The 17,879-nt window shown below is 71.5% G+C and carries 16 protein-coding genes; 10 read left to right on the top strand and 6 right to left on the bottom strand.

Annotated elements, in window-relative coordinates:
* Position 1: 1 nt before the first annotated feature.
* The 4 genes from ACFCZF_RS01185 to ACFCZF_RS01200 are packed head-to-tail and all read right to left on the bottom strand — an operon-like array spanning position 2 to position 3,418.
* Positions 2-970 (bottom strand): NADH-quinone oxidoreductase subunit H, encoded by a 969-nt coding sequence (locus ACFCZF_RS01185; protein ID WP_375913296.1) that lies wholly within the window; start codon positions 968-970, stop codon positions 2-4.
* Complete coding sequence (locus tag ACFCZF_RS01190; protein WP_376669861.1) at positions 967-2,394, bottom strand: NADH-quinone oxidoreductase subunit C; 1,428 nt, start codon at positions 2,392-2,394, stop codon at positions 967-969. The genes ACFCZF_RS01185 and ACFCZF_RS01190 overlap by 4 nt, the downstream gene beginning before the upstream one ends.
* A complete protein-coding gene (locus tag ACFCZF_RS01195) occupies positions 2,391-3,032 on the bottom strand; it encodes an NADH-quinone oxidoreductase subunit B (RefSeq protein ID WP_376669862.1) in 642 nt (213 codons plus the stop codon). Before ACFCZF_RS01195 ends, ACFCZF_RS01190 begins: the two co-directional genes overlap by 4 nt.
* Positions 3,023-3,418 (bottom strand): NADH-quinone oxidoreductase subunit A, encoded by a 396-nt coding sequence (locus tag ACFCZF_RS01200; RefSeq protein ID WP_375913287.1) that lies wholly within the window; start codon positions 3,416-3,418, stop codon positions 3,023-3,025. The genes ACFCZF_RS01195 and ACFCZF_RS01200 overlap by 10 nt, the downstream gene beginning before the upstream one ends.
* Positions 3,419-3,703: 285 nt before the next feature.
* Between ACFCZF_RS01200 and ACFCZF_RS01205 the strand changes: the two genes are divergently transcribed.
* From ACFCZF_RS01205 to rarD, 7 genes are all read left to right on the top strand, one after another.
* Complete coding sequence (locus ACFCZF_RS01205; RefSeq protein WP_376669863.1) at positions 3,704-4,933, top strand: sensor histidine kinase; 1,230 nt, start codon at positions 3,704-3,706, stop codon at positions 4,931-4,933.
* A gap of 172 nt (positions 4,934-5,105) precedes the next feature.
* Positions 5,106-6,473, top strand: coding sequence for a sensor histidine kinase (locus ACFCZF_RS01210; RefSeq protein ID WP_375913281.1), 1,368 nt, complete (start codon positions 5,106-5,108; stop codon positions 6,471-6,473).
* A gap of 458 nt (positions 6,474-6,931) precedes the next feature.
* Positions 6,932-7,603 carry a LuxR C-terminal-related transcriptional regulator gene (locus tag ACFCZF_RS01215; RefSeq protein WP_376669940.1) on the top strand — a complete coding sequence of 224 codons (672 nt, stop codon included), beginning with the start codon at positions 6,932-6,934 and terminating at the stop codon, positions 7,601-7,603.
* A 297-nt stretch (positions 7,604-7,900) separates the two neighbouring features.
* Complete coding sequence (locus tag ACFCZF_RS01220; protein ID WP_376669864.1) at positions 7,901-9,838, top strand: 2-oxoacid:acceptor oxidoreductase subunit alpha; 1,938 nt, start codon at positions 7,901-7,903, stop codon at positions 9,836-9,838.
* Positions 9,831-10,880 carry a 2-oxoacid:ferredoxin oxidoreductase subunit beta gene (locus tag ACFCZF_RS01225; RefSeq protein WP_376669865.1) on the top strand — a complete coding sequence of 350 codons (1,050 nt, stop codon included), beginning with the start codon at positions 9,831-9,833 and terminating at the stop codon, positions 10,878-10,880. Before ACFCZF_RS01220 ends, ACFCZF_RS01225 begins: the two co-directional genes overlap by 8 nt.
* A 191-nt stretch (positions 10,881-11,071) precedes the next feature.
* Complete coding sequence (locus tag ACFCZF_RS01230) at positions 11,072-11,926, top strand: SDR family oxidoreductase (RefSeq protein WP_376669866.1); 855 nt, start codon at positions 11,072-11,074, stop codon at positions 11,924-11,926.
* Between the two features lie 142 nt (positions 11,927-12,068).
* Positions 12,069-13,115, top strand: coding sequence for an EamA family transporter RarD (gene rarD / locus ACFCZF_RS01235; protein WP_376669867.1), 1,047 nt, complete (start codon positions 12,069-12,071; stop codon positions 13,113-13,115).
* Positions 13,116-13,168: 53 nt separating this feature from the next.
* Here the strand turns inward: rarD and ACFCZF_RS01240 are convergent, their stop codons facing one another.
* Complete coding sequence (locus tag ACFCZF_RS01240; RefSeq protein ID WP_376669868.1) at positions 13,169-13,837, bottom strand: CGNR zinc finger domain-containing protein; 669 nt, start codon at positions 13,835-13,837, stop codon at positions 13,169-13,171.
* Between the two features lie 21 nt (positions 13,838-13,858).
* Here ACFCZF_RS01240 and ACFCZF_RS01245 point away from each other — a divergent pair, with 21 nt between their 5' ends.
* Together ACFCZF_RS01245 and ACFCZF_RS01250 are read left to right on the top strand one after the other, a co-directional pair.
* On the top strand, positions 13,859-14,329 hold the full coding sequence (locus ACFCZF_RS01245; RefSeq protein ID WP_376669869.1) for a VOC family protein: 471 nt from the start codon (positions 13,859-13,861) through the stop codon (positions 14,327-14,329).
* 178 nt (positions 14,330-14,507) lie between these two features.
* On the top strand, positions 14,508-15,482 hold the full coding sequence (locus ACFCZF_RS01250; RefSeq protein WP_376669870.1) for a M28 family metallopeptidase: 975 nt from the start codon (positions 14,508-14,510) through the stop codon (positions 15,480-15,482).
* A 33-nt stretch (positions 15,483-15,515) separates the two neighbouring features.
* Here ACFCZF_RS01250 and ACFCZF_RS01255 read toward each other — a convergent pair whose 3' ends face one another.
* Positions 15,516-16,907 (bottom strand): tetratricopeptide repeat protein, encoded by a 1,392-nt coding sequence (locus ACFCZF_RS01255; protein ID WP_376669871.1) that lies wholly within the window; start codon positions 16,905-16,907, stop codon positions 15,516-15,518.
* Positions 16,908-17,134: 227 nt separating this feature from the next.
* Between ACFCZF_RS01255 and ACFCZF_RS01260 the strand changes: the two genes are divergently transcribed.
* Complete coding sequence (locus ACFCZF_RS01260) at positions 17,135-17,797, top strand: DUF6668 family protein (protein WP_376669872.1); 663 nt, start codon at positions 17,135-17,137, stop codon at positions 17,795-17,797.
* Positions 17,798-17,879 lie beyond the last annotated feature (82 nt).

Genomic DNA, 17,879 nt, shown 5'->3' on the forward strand with positions numbered 1-17,879 from the left:
GTTACTGGATCACCACCTTGACGATGCCGGTGAGGGCGATCTGGGCGAGGGACAGGGGGACGAGGAGCGTCCAGGACAGTTTCTGGAGCTGGTCCTCGCGCAGGCGCGGGTAGGTCACGCGCAGCCAGATCACGACGAAGGCGAGGACGGCCGTCTTCAGCAGCGTCCACACCCAGCCGAGGCCGTCGGCGCCCCAGGGGCCGTGCCAGCCGCCCAGGAAGAGGACGGTGGTCAGCCCGCACAGGACGACGATCCCGGCGTACTCGGCGAGGAGGAACAGGGCGAAGCGCAGGCCGGTGTACTCGGTGTAGGCGCCGAAGATGATCTCCGAGTCGGCGACCGGCATGTCGAAGGGGGGCCGTTGCAGCTCGGCGAGCCCGGCGACGAAGAAGACGATCGCGCCGACGATCTGCCAGGGCAGCCACCACCACTCGAAGGCGTCGAGGATGCCGACGAGCGAGACGGTACCGGCCGCCATCGCGACCGAGGCCGCGGTGAGCAGCATCGGAAGTTCGTACGCGAGGAGCTGGGCGGCGGTCCGCAGGCCGCCGAGGAGGGAGTACTTGTTGGCGGAGGCCCAGCCGGCCATGAGCGAGCCGAGGACGCCCACGCCCATGACGGCGAGGACGAAGAAGATACCCGCGTCGACGACCTGGCCGACCGCGCCCTCTCCCGGGCCGATGGGGATGGCCAGGAGAACCAGGAGGTACGGCAGGAGGGCCACGGCCGGAGCGAGCTGGAAGATACGGCGGTCCGCGTCGGCGGGGACCACGTCCTCCTTCTGCGCGAACTTCACGCCGTCCGCGACGAGCTGGGCCCAGCCGTGGAAGCCACCTGCGTACATCGGGCCGAGGCGGCCCTGCATGTGGGCCATCACCTTGTGCTCGGTCTGGCCGACGAGCAGGGGGAAGGTGAGGAAGACGACGAAGACGACGAGGAGGCGCAGGGTGACGTCGAGCGCGTCGTTCACTGCGGGCCTCCTGGGGGGTTCGGGCGGTTGTGGTTCTTGGGGGTGCCGGAGTCGTCGGGGGCGCCGGCTTCGTGAGGGGCTTCGGTGTCGTCGGTGTCGCCGTCACGGAGGCCGGTGTCGTCGGGGGCGCCGGTTTCGTCGGACGTCTCGTGGGCTCCGGGTGCCTGGTCAGGTCCCTGTTCCGGCTCCCGCGCCTGCCCCTTCCCCTGCCCCTGCCCCCGCACGGGCTTCTCTTCCGCCGTGACGTCCGGGGCCGCCCTGTCCGGCCCCGGCTCCGGCTCCGTCCCGGGGCGCGACTCGGGCTCGGCCTCGTCGAAGGCAGGGCGGGCGTGGTGCCACGGGGCGTCCGGGCTGCGCGGTGTGGAGGGGGCGGTCTTCGGGGCCGGTTCCTCCGTGCGTGGGGACGTGGCGGGGTCGTCGCCGACGGGGGTGGCGGGGTCGGCGGCCGTCTCGTCCGGCGTCCCGGCGTCGGAGGCGGAGCGCATGCTCGCCGAGCCCTCGGACGCACTCCGGGCCCGCCGGGGCCCCCCGGTGTCGCCTGTTCCTGCCCGCTGCGACGCCGAGCCCTCACCGGCGCTGCGCGCGCGTCGAGTCGGCGGGGCGGCCGAGGGTTCGGCAGCTGAGGGTTCGGCAACCGCGGGCTCGGCCGCCGCGGGCGTCTGACTGGCGGAGCCCTCCGCCGCCGTGCGGGAGCGGCGGGGGGTGGCGGGGGTGTCGGTGCCGGGAGCCGTCTGGCTGGCGGAGCCCTCGCCGGCCGTGCGGGTCCGACGGGCCGGGCGGTCACCTGCCGCGCGGGCCGGACGCTCCCCGGCCGCACGCCCCGCCCCACGCGCCGGGCGGGCCGGAGCGGGAGGCAGCTGGCCCTTCAGCGGGCCCCACTCGTTGGGGTCGGGGACGCCCGGCGGCAGCATCTGGCGGCGCCGGGGGCCGCCGTGGTCGGACTCGCCCGGCTCCTTGGCCCCGGGCCAGGCCTTGGCGACGCGGGCGGCGAGGACGAAGTCCTTCCGCAGGGGGTGTCCCTCGAAGCCCTCCGGAAGGAGCAGGTGGTCCAGCGCCGGGTGGTCCTCGAAGGCGACGCCGAACATCTCGTGCGTCTCGCGCTCGTGCCAGGCCGCGCCCGCGTACACCGCGACGGCGGTGGGCAGCACCGGGGTCTCGTGCGGGACCGTCGTACGCAGCAGCAGCCGGCGTACGGGGCCGAGGGCGACGACGTGCGCCGCGACGCGGAACCCCGTGCCCGGTTCGTCGACCGCGCTCAGCCAGTCGAAGTACGTGCAGCCCAGCCGGTCACGCGCCGTCTCCAGGGCGGAGATCCAGGACGCCGGCGGCACGTCCACGGTCAGGACGTCGTACGACTCCTCGGCCGTGGCCTGTGCGCCGAAGAGTTCCTCGGCATCGGCGGGCAGCCAGCCGACCGCGGTCATCGGGCCTCCCCCGAGCCCGAGGCACGGTCCTCGGCGGAGTCCGGGGCCGGGGCCGCGTCAGGGGACGGTGGCCGCACCAGGCCGCTCTGCAGCGCGGCCGCCGACGGCCGGGGCGAGGTGCCGTACCGCTCCCCCAGCGACTCCCGAGCGATCTTCTCCTGAAGTTTCAGGATCCCCTGGAGCAGCGCCTCGGGGCGCGGCGGGCAGCCGGGGACATAGACGTCGACCGGGATGATCTGGTCGACGCCCTTCGTCACGGAGTAGGAGTCCCAGTAGGGGCCACCGCAGTTGGAGCAGGCGCCGAAGGAGATGACGTACTTCGGCTCGGGCATCTGCTCGTACAGGCGCTTGACGGCCGGCGCCATCTTGTCGGTGACCGTGCCGGAGACCACCATCAGGTCGGCCTGACGGGGGCCCGGCGCGAACGGGATGACGCCGAGCCGGATGAAGTCGTGGCGCGCCATCGACGCGGCGATGAACTCGATCGCGCAGCAGGCGAGGCCGAAGTTGAAGACCCACAGGGAGTACCGGCGGCCCCAGTTCAGGACGACCTTCATCGGTTCCGGTGCGAGACGGGCGAGCGCGCCGAGCCGCTTGGGCTCCGGGAGCGGCACGGGTCCGGCGGGGTTCACGTCCACGACAGGACGCCCTTCTTGTATGCGTACAACAGACCCACGGCGAGGAATCCGAGGAAGATGAACATCTCCACGAGGGTCGTCGCGCCGTAGCCGGGGTCGGCGAAGACCGTCGCCCAGGGGAACAGGAAAATCGAGTCGACCGCGAAGATGACGTAGAGGAACGCGTAGACGTAGTAGCGGACCTGGGTGTGCGCCCAGCCGTCGCCGACGGGGTCCACCCCGCACTCGTACGTCAGCAGCTTCTCGGGGGTCGGGACCACGGGCCGCAGCAGGTGCCCGGCCCCGAATGCGACGGCGACGAAGAGCACGCCCACGACGGCGAGCAGCCCGACGACCGAGTAGGACTGGAAATAGTCCGCGGCGAGCCCGACGGTCGGTTCCGGCACGTGCGTCCCTCACTCCCTGTCCTGACGCCCTGTCCTGACGCTCTGCCCTGACGCTGCTGTTCTGACGCTGCTGTTCTGACGCTGCTGTTCTGATGCTGCTCATCTGACGCTGCAGTCCGACGAGACGCTGCAGTTCGACGATCTGTGCGTACGGGAGTCTAGGGCCTGATAAAGAGACGGTAAGCAGCCCGTCACACCTTGGGACGCGGGGGTGGGGTTTTCCTCAGTGGATCCCGGCGGTCCACCTCATGGCGCGGCGCCGCGCCGCACGGCACGCTGACTCGTATGACCGAACGCCTCTCGACATCGACTCCCGCCGGGACCAGCGGCGCAGCGACCGGCGACCGCCTGCCGCCGGCCCGTTTCGCCTACGACCGGCACACCTGGAAGGAGATCGCCCACCTGCTGGCGAATCTCCCGGCGGCGCTGCTCGGATTCATCTACGTCGTGACGATGCTGGGCGTGGGCGCCGGGTTGACGGTCACGGTGATCGGGTTCCCACTGCTGGCGGCCGGCCTGCTGGGTGCGCGGCAGTTGGGCGAGCTGGAGCGGGCGCGGGCCCGTGCGCTGCTCGGCGTGCGGGTGGACGAGCCGAGCCGGCTGCCGTTGCGGAGCAAGGGCGGGTTCTTCCCGAAGTTGTGGATGGCGCTGAAGGACCCGGTGGGCTGGCGCACGGTCCTGTACGACTTCATACGGCTCCCCTGGGGCATCCTCACCTTCGTCATCACGCTGACGTCGTTGTTCGTACTGTGGCCGGTGCTGCCCTTCATCGCGCGGGGCCTGGCCAACGCGGACCGGGCGATGGTGCGCGGCCTGCTGTCCCCCTCCGACGAACTGGAGCGGCGGATCGCCGAGCTGGAGTCGGACCGGGGGGTCGTGGTCGACGCGGCCGCGGCCGACCTGCGGCGCATCGAGCGCGACCTGCACGACGGGGCACAGGCCCGCCTGGTCAACCTGGCCATGGGCCTGGGTCTGGCCAAGGAGAAGCTCCTGGAGGACCCCGACGCGGCGGCGGCGATGGTCGACGAGGCACACGGCGAGGTGAAGCTGGCCCTGCAGGAGCTGCGGGACCTGGCGCGCGGCATCCATCCCGCCGTGCTGACCGACCGCGGCCTGGACGCGGCGCTCTCCTCGGTCGCCTCCCGCTGCACCGTGCCGGTCAAGGTGACCGTGGACCTGGCGGAGCGCCCCGCGGCGGCCATCGAGGGCATCGCCTACTTCACCGTCTCGGAGCTGCTCCAGAACGTCAGCAAGCACAGCGCGGCGAGGTCCGCCTCCGTGGAGGTGTGGCGGTCGTCCGACCGACTGCTCATGCAGGTGGGGGACGACGGCCGCGGGGGCGCACGCCTCGACGGTGGTACGGGGATGAAGGGCCTGGCCGACCGGCTGACCGCCGTCGACGGTCTCTTCGTCGTCGACTCGCCGGAGGGCGGCCCGACGACGGTGACGGCCGAGCTGCCGTGGCGCGACCGGGAGGACGCCAACACCACCTCCCGGGCCTCGGGCCCGAGGTAACGGACCACGAGGCAGCTGACAGGGACCACCTCCCAGTCCATTCCCCCGCCCCAGGGGGGTGGGGAAAACCCCCCTCTTGAGACGCCGACGAGCTCCATGGCCCGTGGGTGTGCGGTCGAGGAGGGTGGAGTTACGACAGCGCAGCCGTAGGACGAGGAGAAGGACGGCACCGATGGCCACGGAATACGGACAGGGTTACGGGTTGGGGAGCGGGCCCGGCTTCCCCGGGGACACCGATGCGCGACGTCACCGGCTGCCGGCGGGGCTGCGGGCACCGTTCGAGGCACGCAGCTGGCGCGAGTTCGGCTATGTGCTGCTCAGCCTGCCGATCGGCATCCTGCTCTTCACGTACGCCGTCACGATGACGTCGCTGGGAGCGGGCCTGCTGGTGACGTTCCTGGGTGTCCCGGTGCTGGCGGCGGCACTCGCCGGGTGCCGCGGCTTCGGCGCGATGGAACGGGCGCGGGCCCGTGCCCTGCTGGGGCTCCGGGTGTCCGACCCGGAGCCGCTGCGGCTGAAGAAGCAGGGCGCGATGGGATGGATAGGCGCCGTGCTCAAGAGCGGCACCTCCTGGCGGAGCCTGCTGTACGCGGTGCTGCAGTTCCCGTGGTCGGTGTTCTCGTTCGTCGTGGCCGTGAACGTCTGGGCGGTCGGCTGGGCGATGCTGACGTACCCGCTGTGGTTCTGGGTCTTCCCGATGTACGCCGGCCAGGACGGGCTCCAGCTGTACGGCGACCAGACGCACCGGATCTACTTGGACAACCCCTTCGAGATCACCGTGACCGCGCTGGTCGGGCTGCTGTTCACGCTGGCGACGCCGTGGATCGTCCGGGCGTTGACGACGGTGGACCGGCTGATGGTGCACGGGCTGCTCGGACCGTCGAGGCTGGCGACTCGCGTGGTGGAGCTGGAGTCGGACCGAGGCGTCGTGGTCGACACGGCCGCGGCCGACCTGCGCCGCATCGAGCGCGACCTGCACGACGGGGCACAGGCCCGCCTGGTCAACCTGGCCATGGATCTGGGCCTGGCCAAGGAGAAGCTGCGGGAGGACCCGCGGGCGGCGGCGGTCATGGTGGACGAGGCGCACGGCGAGGTGAAGACGGCACTCCAGGAGCTGCGGGACCTGGCCCGGGGCATCCATCCCGCGGTCCTGACCGACCGCGGTCTGGACGCGGCGCTGTCGGCGGTCGCCTCGCGCTGCACCGTGCCGGTGCGGGTGGAGGTAGACCTGGCGGAACGGCCGGCGTCGGCGATCGAGGGGATCGCGTACTTCACGGTGTCGGAGCTGCTGCAGAACATCAGCAAGCACGCGCGGGCCACGTCGGCCGCCGTGGAGGTCTGGCGGGTGGAGAACCGACTGATGCTTCAGGTCGTGGACAACGGCGTGGGCGGGGCGGCTGCGTCGGCCGGGTCGGGACTGGCGGGACTCGCGGAGCGGCTCGACGCGGTGGACGGGATCCTCGTGGTGGACTCACCGGCCGGCGGACCGACGCGGGTGACGGCGGAGCTGCCGTGGCGGAACGAGCCGGTGGCCAGGTAAGGCCAGGTAACGGCCGAAGGGCCATCGCGGGAACCACCGAGAGGGCCGTGCGAGAGTCGCCGCGAGGACCATCGCGAGCGCCGCCGCGGGGCTCATCGCAAGAACCGCCGCTGAGACGGCCCGCATCGCCCGATGCGGGCCGCACTGCCCGATGCGGCCCGCACCGCCCGGCGTCGCCCGCACCGCCCAGCGCAGCGTCTTTCCGCGCCGCGCCGCGCCGCGCGGCGCCGTCGACCGATAGCCCCAGCCCTTTCCCCCAGGGCCCGGCGGCGTGATCGAAAACCGGCCACCGAGCGGCCGGACCCGGACGGGAGCCCCGCTCTTCCCGCTCGCTTTCCATTGCTCGAACGCATACCGCCTCCGATGCTGGGATGCTGGACCTGTCGCACGGACGGTTCGTGGACGCGGCGTGGGCCGCGCGGGCCGTGGGGTGGACGGGCTGTGGGGGGCCGAAGATCGTGGAGGACAGGGTGCGGGTGGTCATCGCCGAGGATTCAGTGCTGCTCCGAGAGGGGCTGACCCGGTTGCTGACCGACCGCGGGCACGAGGTCGTGGCCGGTGTCGGCGACGGTGAGGCACTGATCAAGACCATCACCGAGCTGGCCGCGCAGGGCGAGCTTCCGGACGTCGTGGTGGCGGACGTACGGATGCCGCCGACGCACACCGACGAGGGTGTGCGCGCCTCGGTGCAGTTGCGTAAGGCGCACCCGGGCCTCGGCGTACTGGTGCTGTCCCAGTACGTGGAGGAGCGGTACGCCACGGAGCTGCTGGCCGGTTCCAGTCGCGGCGTCGGTTATCTGCTCAAGGACCGGGTGGCTGAGGTACGGGAGTTCGTGGACGCGGTGGTGCGGGTGGCGGAGGGCGGTACGGCGCTGGACCCGGAGGTCGTCGCGCAGTTGCTCGGGCGCAGCCGCAAGCAGGACGTGCTGGCGGGACTCACCCCGCGGGAGCGGGAGGTTCTGGGGCTCATGGCCGAGGGCAGGACGAACTCGGCGATCGCCCGCCAGCTCGTCGTGAGCGACGGGGCCGTCGAGAAGCACGTCAGCAACATCTTCATGAAGCTGGGACTGTCCCCGAGCGACGGTGATCACCGGCGGGTGCTCGCCGTGCTGACGTATCTCAATTCCTGACATCAGCGGCCCACCTGACATCAGCGGCCCACCCGCCGGAACGGCGGCCTGATCCGACTGCCTGGGTGCTCATCCGAACGAATGAGAAACCGACGCACGTGCGGGGTGCGTCTTCACGAACGTCACGAGCGCCGGGGGGCGGGGAAACGTGGAGTTCAGGGGCGACGGGCCATCTCGAGGTCGTGTCCATCATGCGAATGTCCACCGGAAGTCAACACCTGCGGACGTAGGGTTGATCCCGGGACGGTCGGTGGGAGACCGGTCCCCGGACAGCCGCCTCGAGGGAGGTCCAGTTCAGTGACCAGTCAGGTCAGCAGCCCAGCGGAGCAGGCCGACGGAACCGACGAGACCGTCGTGGGAGCGCAGCGCAAACCGGTCGGGGCGAAGGACGTCCGCCGGCTGGACCGGGTGATCATCAGGTTCGCGGGGGACTCGGGTGACGGGATGCAGCTCACCGGTGACCGTTTCACCTCGGAGACCGCGTCGTTCGGCAACGACCTGTCGACGCTGCCGAACTTCCCCGCCGAGATCCGGGCACCCGCCGGCACCCTCCCGGGTGTCTCGTCCTTCCAGCTGCACTTCGCCGACCACGACATCCTCACCCCCGGCGACGCCCCCAACGTTCTCGTCGCGATGAACCCGGCCGCGCTGAAGGCCAACATCGACGACCTGCCACGCGGCGCGGAGATCATCGTCAACACCGACGAGTTCACCAAACGGGCCATGCAGAAGGTCGGCTACGACACCTCCCCCCTGGACGACGGGTCCCTCGACGGCTACCACCTGCACCCGGTACCGCTGACCACCCTGACCGTCGAGGCCCTCAAAGAGTTCGACCTCACCCGCAAGGAGGCCGAGCGCAGCAAGAACATGTTCGCGCTCGGGCTGCTGAGCTGGATGTACCACCGGCCCACCGAGGGCACGGAGAGGTTCCTGCGGGCCAAGTTCGCGAAGAAGCCCGACATCGCCGCCGCGAACATCGCCGCCTACCGGGCGGGCTGGAACTTCGGCGAGACGACCGAGGACTTCGCGGTCTCCTACGAGGTCGCCCCCGCGGCCACCGCGTTCCCGCCCGGCGTGTACCGCAACATCTCCGGGAACCTGGCCCTGTCCTACGGCCTGATCGCCGCCTCCCGCCAGGCCGACCTGCCGCTCTTCCTCGGTTCCTACCCCATCACCCCCGCCTCCGACATCCTGCACGAGCTGAGCCGGCACAAGAACTTCGGCGTGCGCACCTTCCAGGCCGAGGACGAGATCGCCGGCATCGGCGCCGCACTGGGGGCCGCCTTCGGCGGCTCGCTGGCCGTGACCACAACCAGCGGCCCGGGCGTGGCACTCAAGAGCGAGACGATCGGACTCGCGGTCTCCCTGGAACTGCCGCTGGTGGTCGTGGACATCCAGCGCGGCGGACCCTCCACCGGTCTGCCGACCAAGACGGAACAGGCCGACCTGCTGCAGGCCATGTACGGGCGCAACGGCGAGGCGCCGGTCCCCGTCATCGCCCCCCGCACCCCCGCCGACTGCTTCGACGCCGCCCTGGAAGCGGCCCGGATCGCGCTGGCCTACCGCACCCCCGTCTTCCTCCTCTCCGACGGCTACCTGGCCAACGGCAGTGAGCCGTGGCGGATCCCGGAGACCGACGAGCTGCCCGACCTCACGGTGCAGTTCACCCAGGGCCCCAACCACACCCTGGACGACGGCACCGAGGTGTTCTGGCCCTACAAACGCGACCCGCACACCCTCGCCCGCCCCTGGGCCGTCCCGGGCACGCCCGGCCTGGAACACCGGATCGGCGGCATCGAGAAGCAGGACGGCACCGGGAACATCTCCTACGACCCGGCCAACCACGACTTCATGGTCCGCACCCGCCAAGCCAAGGTCGACGGCGTCCACGTCCCCGACCTCGAAGTCGACGACCCGGACCGCGCCGGCACGCTGGTCCTGGGCTGGGGGTCCACGTACGGACCCATCACCGCCGCCGTCCGACGGCTGCGCGCCGAAGGCCAGGCGATCGCCCAGGCCCACCTGCGCCACCTCAACCCCTTCCCGCCCAACCTCGGCACGGTGCTGAAGAGTTACGACAAGGTGGTGATCCCCGAGATGAACCTCGGCCAGCTCGCCACGCTCGTCCGGGCGAAGTACCTGGTCGACGCACAGTCGTACAACCAGGTCAACGGCATGCCGTTCAAGGCGGAACAGCTCGCCACGGTCCTGAAGGAGGCCATCGATGACTGAGGCACTGAAGCTGGTCCCCAGGGCCGAGGGCAAGCAGTCCATGAAGGACTTCAAGTCCGATCAGGAAGTGCGCTGGTGTCCCGGCTGCGGCGACTACGCCGTCCTCGCCGCCGTCCAGGGCTTCATGCCCCAGCTCGGCCTGGCGAAGGAGAACATCGTCTTCGTCTCCGGCATCGGCTGTTCCTCCCGCTTCCCGTACTACATGAACACCTACGGGATGCACTCCATCCACGGTCGCGCTCCCGCCATCGCCACCGGACTCGCCACCTCCCGCCGCGACCTGTCCGTCTGGGTCGTCACCGGCGACGGCGACGCCCTCTCCATCGGCGGCAACCACCTCATCCACGCCCTGCGCCGCAACGTCAACCTCAAGATCCTGCTCTTCAACAACCGGATCTACGGGCTGACGAAGGGGCAGTACTCCCCGACCTCAGAGGTCGGCAAGATCACCAAGTCGACGCCGATGGGGTCGCTGGACGCGCCCTTCAACCCGGTCTCCCTGGCCATCGGCGCGGAGGCGTCCTTCGTCGCCCGGACCGTCGACTCGGACCGCAAACACCTCACCGAGGTCCTGCGCCAGGCCGCCGAACACCCCGGCACGGCCCTGATCGAGATCTACCAGAACTGCAACATCTTCAACGACGGCGCCTTCGACGCCCTCAAGGACAAGCAGCAGGCCGAGGAGGCGGTCATCCGCCTGGAGCACGGGCAGCCGATCCGCTTCGGCACCGACGGCACCAAGGGAGTCGTACGCGACCGGCGGACCGGCGACCTGAGCGTCGTCACCGTCACCCCGGACAACGAAGCGGACATCCTCGTCCACGACGCCCACGCCACCTCCCCCACCACCGCCTTCGCCCTGTCCCGCCTCGCCGACCCGGACACCCTGCACCACACCCCCATCGGCGTCCTGCGCTCCGTCGACCGGCCCGTCTACGACACCCTCATGTCCGACCAGCTCGACACCGCCATCGAACAGAACGGCAAGGGCGACCTCGCCGCGCTCCTCGCCGGCAACGACACCTGGACGGTCGTCGGCTGACACCGGCGGCGGTTCACGGCTTCGAAGAGGCCCGGGCGGAAACGCCCGGGCCTCTTCGTCTGCCGTTCCGGCTCAGGCCCTACAAGGCTTTCTCATACGTAAGTAACTAACTTCAAAGTGGGCACTTTCCTTCAGTTAGCGCAGCTTTTAGGGTTAGTGGCATCGCACCCCTCACAAGGAGTACCGAAGCCATGAGCATCGTCGTCACCGGAGCCACCGGACACCTCGGCCGCCACGTCGTGCGGCAGCTACTGGAGAAGGTGCCGGCCGACCAGGTCACCGCCATCGTCCGCGACCGCGACAGGGCCGCCGATCTCGCCGCCCGCGGCGTACGGCTCGCGGTCGCCGACTACAACTCCCCCGAGACCTTCGACGACCTGTTCGCGGCCGGCGACCGGGTGTTGCTGATCTCCGGCAACGAGTTCGACAAGGGCCGCGTCCAGCAGCACACGGTCGTGATCGACGCGGCCAGGAAGGCCGGTGTCGCCCTGCTCGCCTACACCAGCGCCCCCAGCAGCCTCACGGCCGCACTCGCCGACGATCACCGCGCCACCGAGGAGGTGCTGATCGGTTCGGGCGTGCCGTACGTGCTGCTGGGCAACGGCTGGTACCACGAGAACTACACCGAGCAGCTCGCCCCGGTCCTGGAGCACGGTTCCGTCGTACAGGCGGCCGGCGAGGGCCGGATCTCCTCCGCCTCCCGCGCCGACTACGCGGCCGCCGCCGTCGCCGTACTGACCGGGGAGGGCCACGAGAACACGGCGTACGAGCTGGGCGGCGACGAGGCCTGGAGCTTCGCCGAGTACGCGGCCGAACTGAGCCGGCAGACCGGCAAGGAGATCGTCTACAACACCGTCTCCACCGAGGCCTACACCGGCATCCTCACCGGCGCCGGGCTGCCCGGACCGCTGGCCGCCGTCCTCGCGGGCGTGGACGCCGCCATCGAGAAGGGCGAGCTGGTCGTCTCCACCGGTGACCTGTCCCGCCTGATCGGCCGCCCGACCACACCGCTCACCGAGGCCGTCGCCGCCGCGCTCAAGGGCTGACCCGCACCGCCCGCCTTCACCACACCCACCCCGTCTGTCATGACCGTATGCCGATACGGGCATGACAGGCGGCCGGGTGCGGCGCTACCTTCGTCCTGGCATGCATCCGTCCCGGCATGCCGAGTGCGAGAAGGAGGTGCCCGTGGCCGGGTCGTCCAGGAGTGAGCAGCGAATAGGCCTGCTGAACGGCTTCGCGGCGTACGGGATGTGGGGGCTCGTCCCACTGTTCTGGCCGTTGCTGAAGCCCGCCGGAGCCGGGGAGATCCTCGCCCACCGGATGGCGTGGTCCCTCGTCTTCGTCGCCGTCGCCCTGCTCGTCGTACGGCGCTGGGCCTGGGCCGGCGAGCTGCTGCGGCAGCCGCGCAGACTCGCCCTGATCACCGTGGCCGCCGCGGTCATCACCGTCAACTGGGGCGTCTACATCTGGGCCGTGAACAGCGGTCATGTCGTCGAGGCCTCCCTCGGGTACTTCATCAACCCGCTGGTCACCATCGCGATGGGCGTGCTGCTGCTGAAGGAGCGGCTGCGGCCCGCGCAGTGGGCGGCGGTCGGGACCGGCTTCGCGGCCGTGCTCGTCCTCACCATCGGCTACGGCCAACCGCCGTGGATCTCCCTCTGCCTCGCCTTCTCCTTCGCCACGTACGGCCTGGTGAAGAAGAAGGTCAACCTCGGCGGCGTCGAGTCGCTGGCCGCCGAGACGGCGATCCAGTTCCTGCCCGCGCTCGGCTACCTGCTGTGGCTGGGCGCACAGGGCGACTCCACCTTCACCACCGAGGGCGCGGGACACGCGGCCCTGCTCGCCGCGACCGGCGTGGTCACCGCCATCCCCCTGGTCTGCTTCGGCGCGGCGGCGATCCGCGTGCCGCTGTCCACGCTGGGGCTGCTGCAGTACCTGGCCCCGGTCTTCCAGTTCGTGCTCGGTGTCCTCTACTTCGGCGAGGCCATGCCGCCCGAGCGCTGGGCCGGCTTCGGGCTGGTGTGGCTGGCGCTCGCGCTGCTCACCTGGGACGCCCTGCGCACCGCCCACCGAACCGCCCGGACGCTCAGGGCACAGCTGGACCGGGCGGGCGGCGGCGTGCCGCCGGTCAAGGGGAGCACCGCGCGGGAGTCGGAAATCGTGGCCTCCGGAGCGCCGGCCCCTGGTGCCGCCGGGTCCGAACAGCTCGACACGGCGACAGGGAAGCCGTAACCGCCCGACCACCCCGCCGCCGTCCTTCGTCAGCGCCCTGCCGCTGTCCTTCGTCAGCCCTTCTCGGGCGCCCGCCGCGCGCGGTGTGCCCGGGCCTTCTCCCGGTTGCCGCAGTGCTCCATCGCGCACCAGCGGCGGCGACCCGGGCGTGAGGTGTCGACGAAGAGCAGACGGCAGTTGTGGGCACCGCACTCCCGGATGCGGTCGGCGTACGGGCCGGTGAACAGCTCGATCGCGTCGCGCGCGACCGTCGCCAGCAGGCGGACGCCCGTGGCACCCGGAGCCCAGCCGCGGGTGCCGTCCGCCTCGATGCGGGCGACGAGCGGGGGCGCGGCCGCGGCGGCGTTGACGGTGTCCAGGCGGTCGGGCTGGAGCGGACGCCCGTGCGCGCGGTCCGCGGTGAGCAGGAAGAGGGCGTCGCGCAGTGTCCGGGCCCGCTCCACATCGGTCCGGTCCACGGTCAGGTCCAGTCCGTCCGGCAGCCGGCTGCGGTCGGCCCAGGCGGCCAGGTCGGCGGGCTCGTGCAGCACCTCCCAGCGTGCGTAGGCGCCCGGACCGCCCGTCGTCAGCAGTTCGAGGCAGAGCGCGCCGGGGTCGAAGCGGTACGACTTGCCCTCGTGCGACCGCAGCGTCAGTCCGGGGAGGCCGGGTGGACCGGATAGACCGGGAGGACCGGGTGGACCGGGAGGCGGTTTCGGCGATTCCGTTGCCCGCTCACTCATGTAACCAATATAACTGGTTACATGACATCGACCTCCGGACCGGCTCCCCTGCACTTCAAGATCGTCATCGACGCCGCCGCCCCGCACGCGCAGGCGGACTTCTGGGCCACCGCCCTCCACTACGAGGTGGAGGACAACAGCGCACTCATCGAGAAGCTGCTGGGCTTCGGGGCCGTACCGGCCGAGCTGACCGTCGCGTCCCACGGCCGCCGCGCCTGGCGGGACCTGGCCGCCGTACGGCATCCCGACGACCCCTTCCAGGAGGAGAGCGGCACCGGGCTGGGGCGGCGGCTGCTGTTCCAGCGTGTACCGGAGGCCAAGACCGGCAAGAATCGGCTCCATCTCGACCTGCACCCGGGCGAGGGTCGGCGCGAGGCGGAGGTCGCCCGGCTGGAGGCGCTGGGAGCGAGCGTCCTGCGGCAGGTGAAGGAGCAGGGCGGGGAGTGGGTGATGATGGCGGATCCGGAGGGGAACGAGTTCTGCGTTCACTAGAGCTGGAGCGCACATTCCACGCTTAACGGGGCGCGCTCTCCAGGGGCTTCCGATATACGCGACACCGTGGCCGAATAGCGGTCTTGACGGTTGGTCAGTATCGGCCACACCATCCAGGCACCCCATTCACTGCGGAGTCCCCTCCCCAGGGCCTCCCTAGGAATCTGGAGCCCCCCACATGAAGCTCCCCCGTTCCGGGCGTGCGCTGACGGCCGGTGCCGTCGCGGTCGCCACGCTGATCACCGGCGGATCGATGGCCGGCGCCGCACCCGCACCCGCACCCGCACCCACGGCCGACCCCGCCTCCGCGGCCGTCGCCGCGCCCGACATACCGGTAGCCAACGTCAAGGCCCACCTCACGCAACTCCAGTCGATCGCCACGGCGAACGGCGGCAACCGCGCCCACGGCCGCCCCGGCTACCAGGCCTCGCTCAACTACGTGAAGGCCAAGCTGGACGCGGCCGGTTTCACCACCACCGTCCAGCGCTTCACCGCTTCCGGCCGCACCGGCTACAACCTGATAGCCGACTGGCCCGGCGGCGACGCGAATCAGGTTGTCATGGCCGGGTCACATCTGGACAGCGTCTCCTCCGGCCCGGGCATCAACGACAACGCCTCCGGCTCGGCAGCCGTCCTGGAGACCGCGCTCGCCGTCGCCCGGTCCGGCCACCAGCCCACCAAGCATCTGCGGTTCGCCTGGTGGGGCGCGGAGGAGCTGGGGCTGGTCGGCTCCCGCTACTACGTCAACAGCCTCGGCTCCACGGGCCGCGCGAAGATCAGCGGCTATCTGAACTTCGACATGATCGGCTCGCCCAACCCCGGCTACTTCGTCTACGACGACGATCCCACCATCGAGAAGACCTTCAAGGACTACTTCGCCGGCCTCGGCGTCTCCACGGAGATCGAGACCGAGGGCGACGGCCGTTCCGACCACGCGCCCTTCAAGAACGCGGGCGTCCCCGTCGGCGGCCTCTTCAGCGGCGCCGACTACCGGAAGACGTCCGCGCAGGCGGCCAAGTGGGGCGGCACCGCGGGCCAGCCGTTCGACCGCTGCTACCACTCGTCCTGCGACACGACCGCCAACATCAACGACACGGCCCTGAACCGCAACAGCGACGCCATCGCGTACGCGATGTGGGAACTGTCGCAGTAGGGCCGACGCGCCGCGTCCTCGGGCCCCGCCCGGTCAGCCGGTCTGGGCGCGGGCACGTTCGGTGAGGCGCCCCATGCGGCACCGGGCGGACTCCAGTTGCTCGGAGTCCTCCGCGGCCGGTCCCTCCTCGGCGGCGAGTTCGCTCCACAGACCGACCAGCTCGTGCCCCAGCTCCAGGCCCCGTGCGGGGTCGCGTACGGCGCGCCAGGCGGTGGCCGCGCTCTGGACGTTGCCGTACGCGGCCTCCGCGTCGCCCGCGCGGCGGTGTATCCGGGCCAGGTCGAGGGAGAGGCGGAAGGCGCGGTCCGGGTCGCCCGACAAATAGGCGATGTACGCGGTGAGTTCGCGGAGCCGGAGGACCTCCGGGTGCTCCGGCCCCAGCGTCCCCGAGGCTTCGGCCACGGTCTGCTCCGCCAGTTGCGCGGCCGCCTCCGTCCGGCCCTCCTTGACGGCCTCGTTGATGCGGGCCGTCGGCTCCGCGAGGAGCGCGGGGGCGGTGGCGTCACCGGGTGCGGTGAGCGGTTCGTCCCCGAGCACGGCCTCGGCCACGGCGTCGAAGCCGCGGGCGGGAGTGGGCTTGGGGTCGGGGTCGAGGTCGGCGACAGGCTCGGGGACGGGGGGCGGCTTCGGAGCGGCGACCGGCCTGGGGGCGGCGATCGGCTCAGCACCGTCCTTCGATTCGGCACCATGGATCGGCTCGGCACCATGGATCGGCTCAGGACCATGGATCGGCTCAGGACCATGGATCGGCTCAGGACCATGGATCGGCTCAGCAGTTTGGATCGGCCCAGGTGCGGCCGGTGATGCAGGCGGTGCCGGCGGTGCCGGCGGTGCCGCGTCTTCGCGGGCGCCGGTCGCGGAAGCTCCGTCCATCCGGGGCGGCGGACCGAACTCCCCCGTGGGCGGCGCCACCGTGCCGGGCGCCGCGCCCTCGGCCGGTTCCGGCAGGGCACGCAGCGTGAACGTCGGCGCGGACTCGCCGGCCGGCGTCCGCTGCGGCTCGGGCACGTTCGGGAGGCGGAACGTCGGGGCGCTGTCCCGTACCGGCTCCACCGTCCGCAGGACGTGCGTGTGCTGGTCACGCCGTACGGCCGGTTCCTCGGGAGCCGTCGGAACCGGCTCCGCGGCGAGGTGGCTGGAGCCGTCCGGGTCGACGCGGAGCGGGACGGAGTAGCCGATGCGCTCGTCGTGGATCATGGCGTGGACCGGGTGACCGGCGGCGAGGGCGAGGCGGTGGAGGCGGTTCAGGACGGCGTTCTGGATCTCCTCGCCGGGGGCCGCGACGATCAGCGAGCCGTCGATCGAAGCGCTGCGTGCGTCGGAATCGGCCACCGGCACGCGGACGTCGATCGGCGTCGCAGCGGGGGCGGGCGAGCGCTCGGCGCCCTCGTGGTCCCGCTGCTTCTCGCGGCCGAGTCGAGACATCGTTCCCCCACTCATCGGCGGCTTCCGTCGGCGGTTTCGATTACCTGCCGTCCAGAGCCTGTCATGCCTGTCGTACACCTACTGTCGAGTCTCTCCGCTCGCTCGCGATTCTCACGTCACCGGGGTGTCACAGGCTCGTTCCAGGAGGTCACGACCGTATCGGCGGGTCGATACGGGGCGGGCGCGCGGGGGCGTGCCACGGAAGGGGACCGGGCAGGCGGACTGGCATGCGACAGGGACCGGAGATCTGGATCCGCGGACCGGTGGCCGTACCGGAGCCGCCCGCGACGCCACCCACCCCAGGGCAGCCCGCCCCGGCACCACCCGCCTCAAGGCAGCCCGCCCCGGCACCACCCGCCTCAAGGCCGCCCACCCCGGCGCAACCGTACTCAGAGCCGCCCACCCCGGCGCAACCGTCCTCAGAGCCGCCCGCCTCGGAGCCCCCGGCCCCGGGACCGCCGCGCGCCCCCTCCCCCACCGCCCCCCGGCGCTTCTCCTGGGTCGGCGCCCACGGCGGCGCCGGCGTCTCGACGCTCGCCGCCGTGTACGGCGGGCAGGACTGCGGACGCGGCTGGCCCGGCCCAGGCGACCCGTCGTCGGTGCTGCTCGTCGCCCGTACGCACGCGGCCGGGCTGACGGCGGTCCACCGTGCCGTGGCGGCCTTCCGGCACGGGCAGGCTCCGGCGGGGCTCGACCTCGACTCCGTCGTCCTCGTCGCGGACGCGCCCGGGCGGCTGCCCCGGCCACTCGCCCAGCGCGTGAAGCTGCTCGAAGCGGCCGTGGACGTCCATCGCGTTCCATGGGTCCCCGCCTGGCGCCTCGGCGACACGGACGGAAGCCCTCCACGGGGCACCGGCTCCCTGGTCCGCCTCACCGGGCGGGTGCGCTGAGCCACTCGCACACAGTGGACAGATAGAGATAGTTACTTGCGTGTGCATATAATGCACGTGCTGGTATTCGCGCACGCCAACC

Source organism: Streptomyces sp. NPDC056296 (assembly GCF_042268605.1).
Lineage (GTDB): Bacteria > Actinomycetota > Actinomycetes > Streptomycetales > Streptomycetaceae > Streptomyces.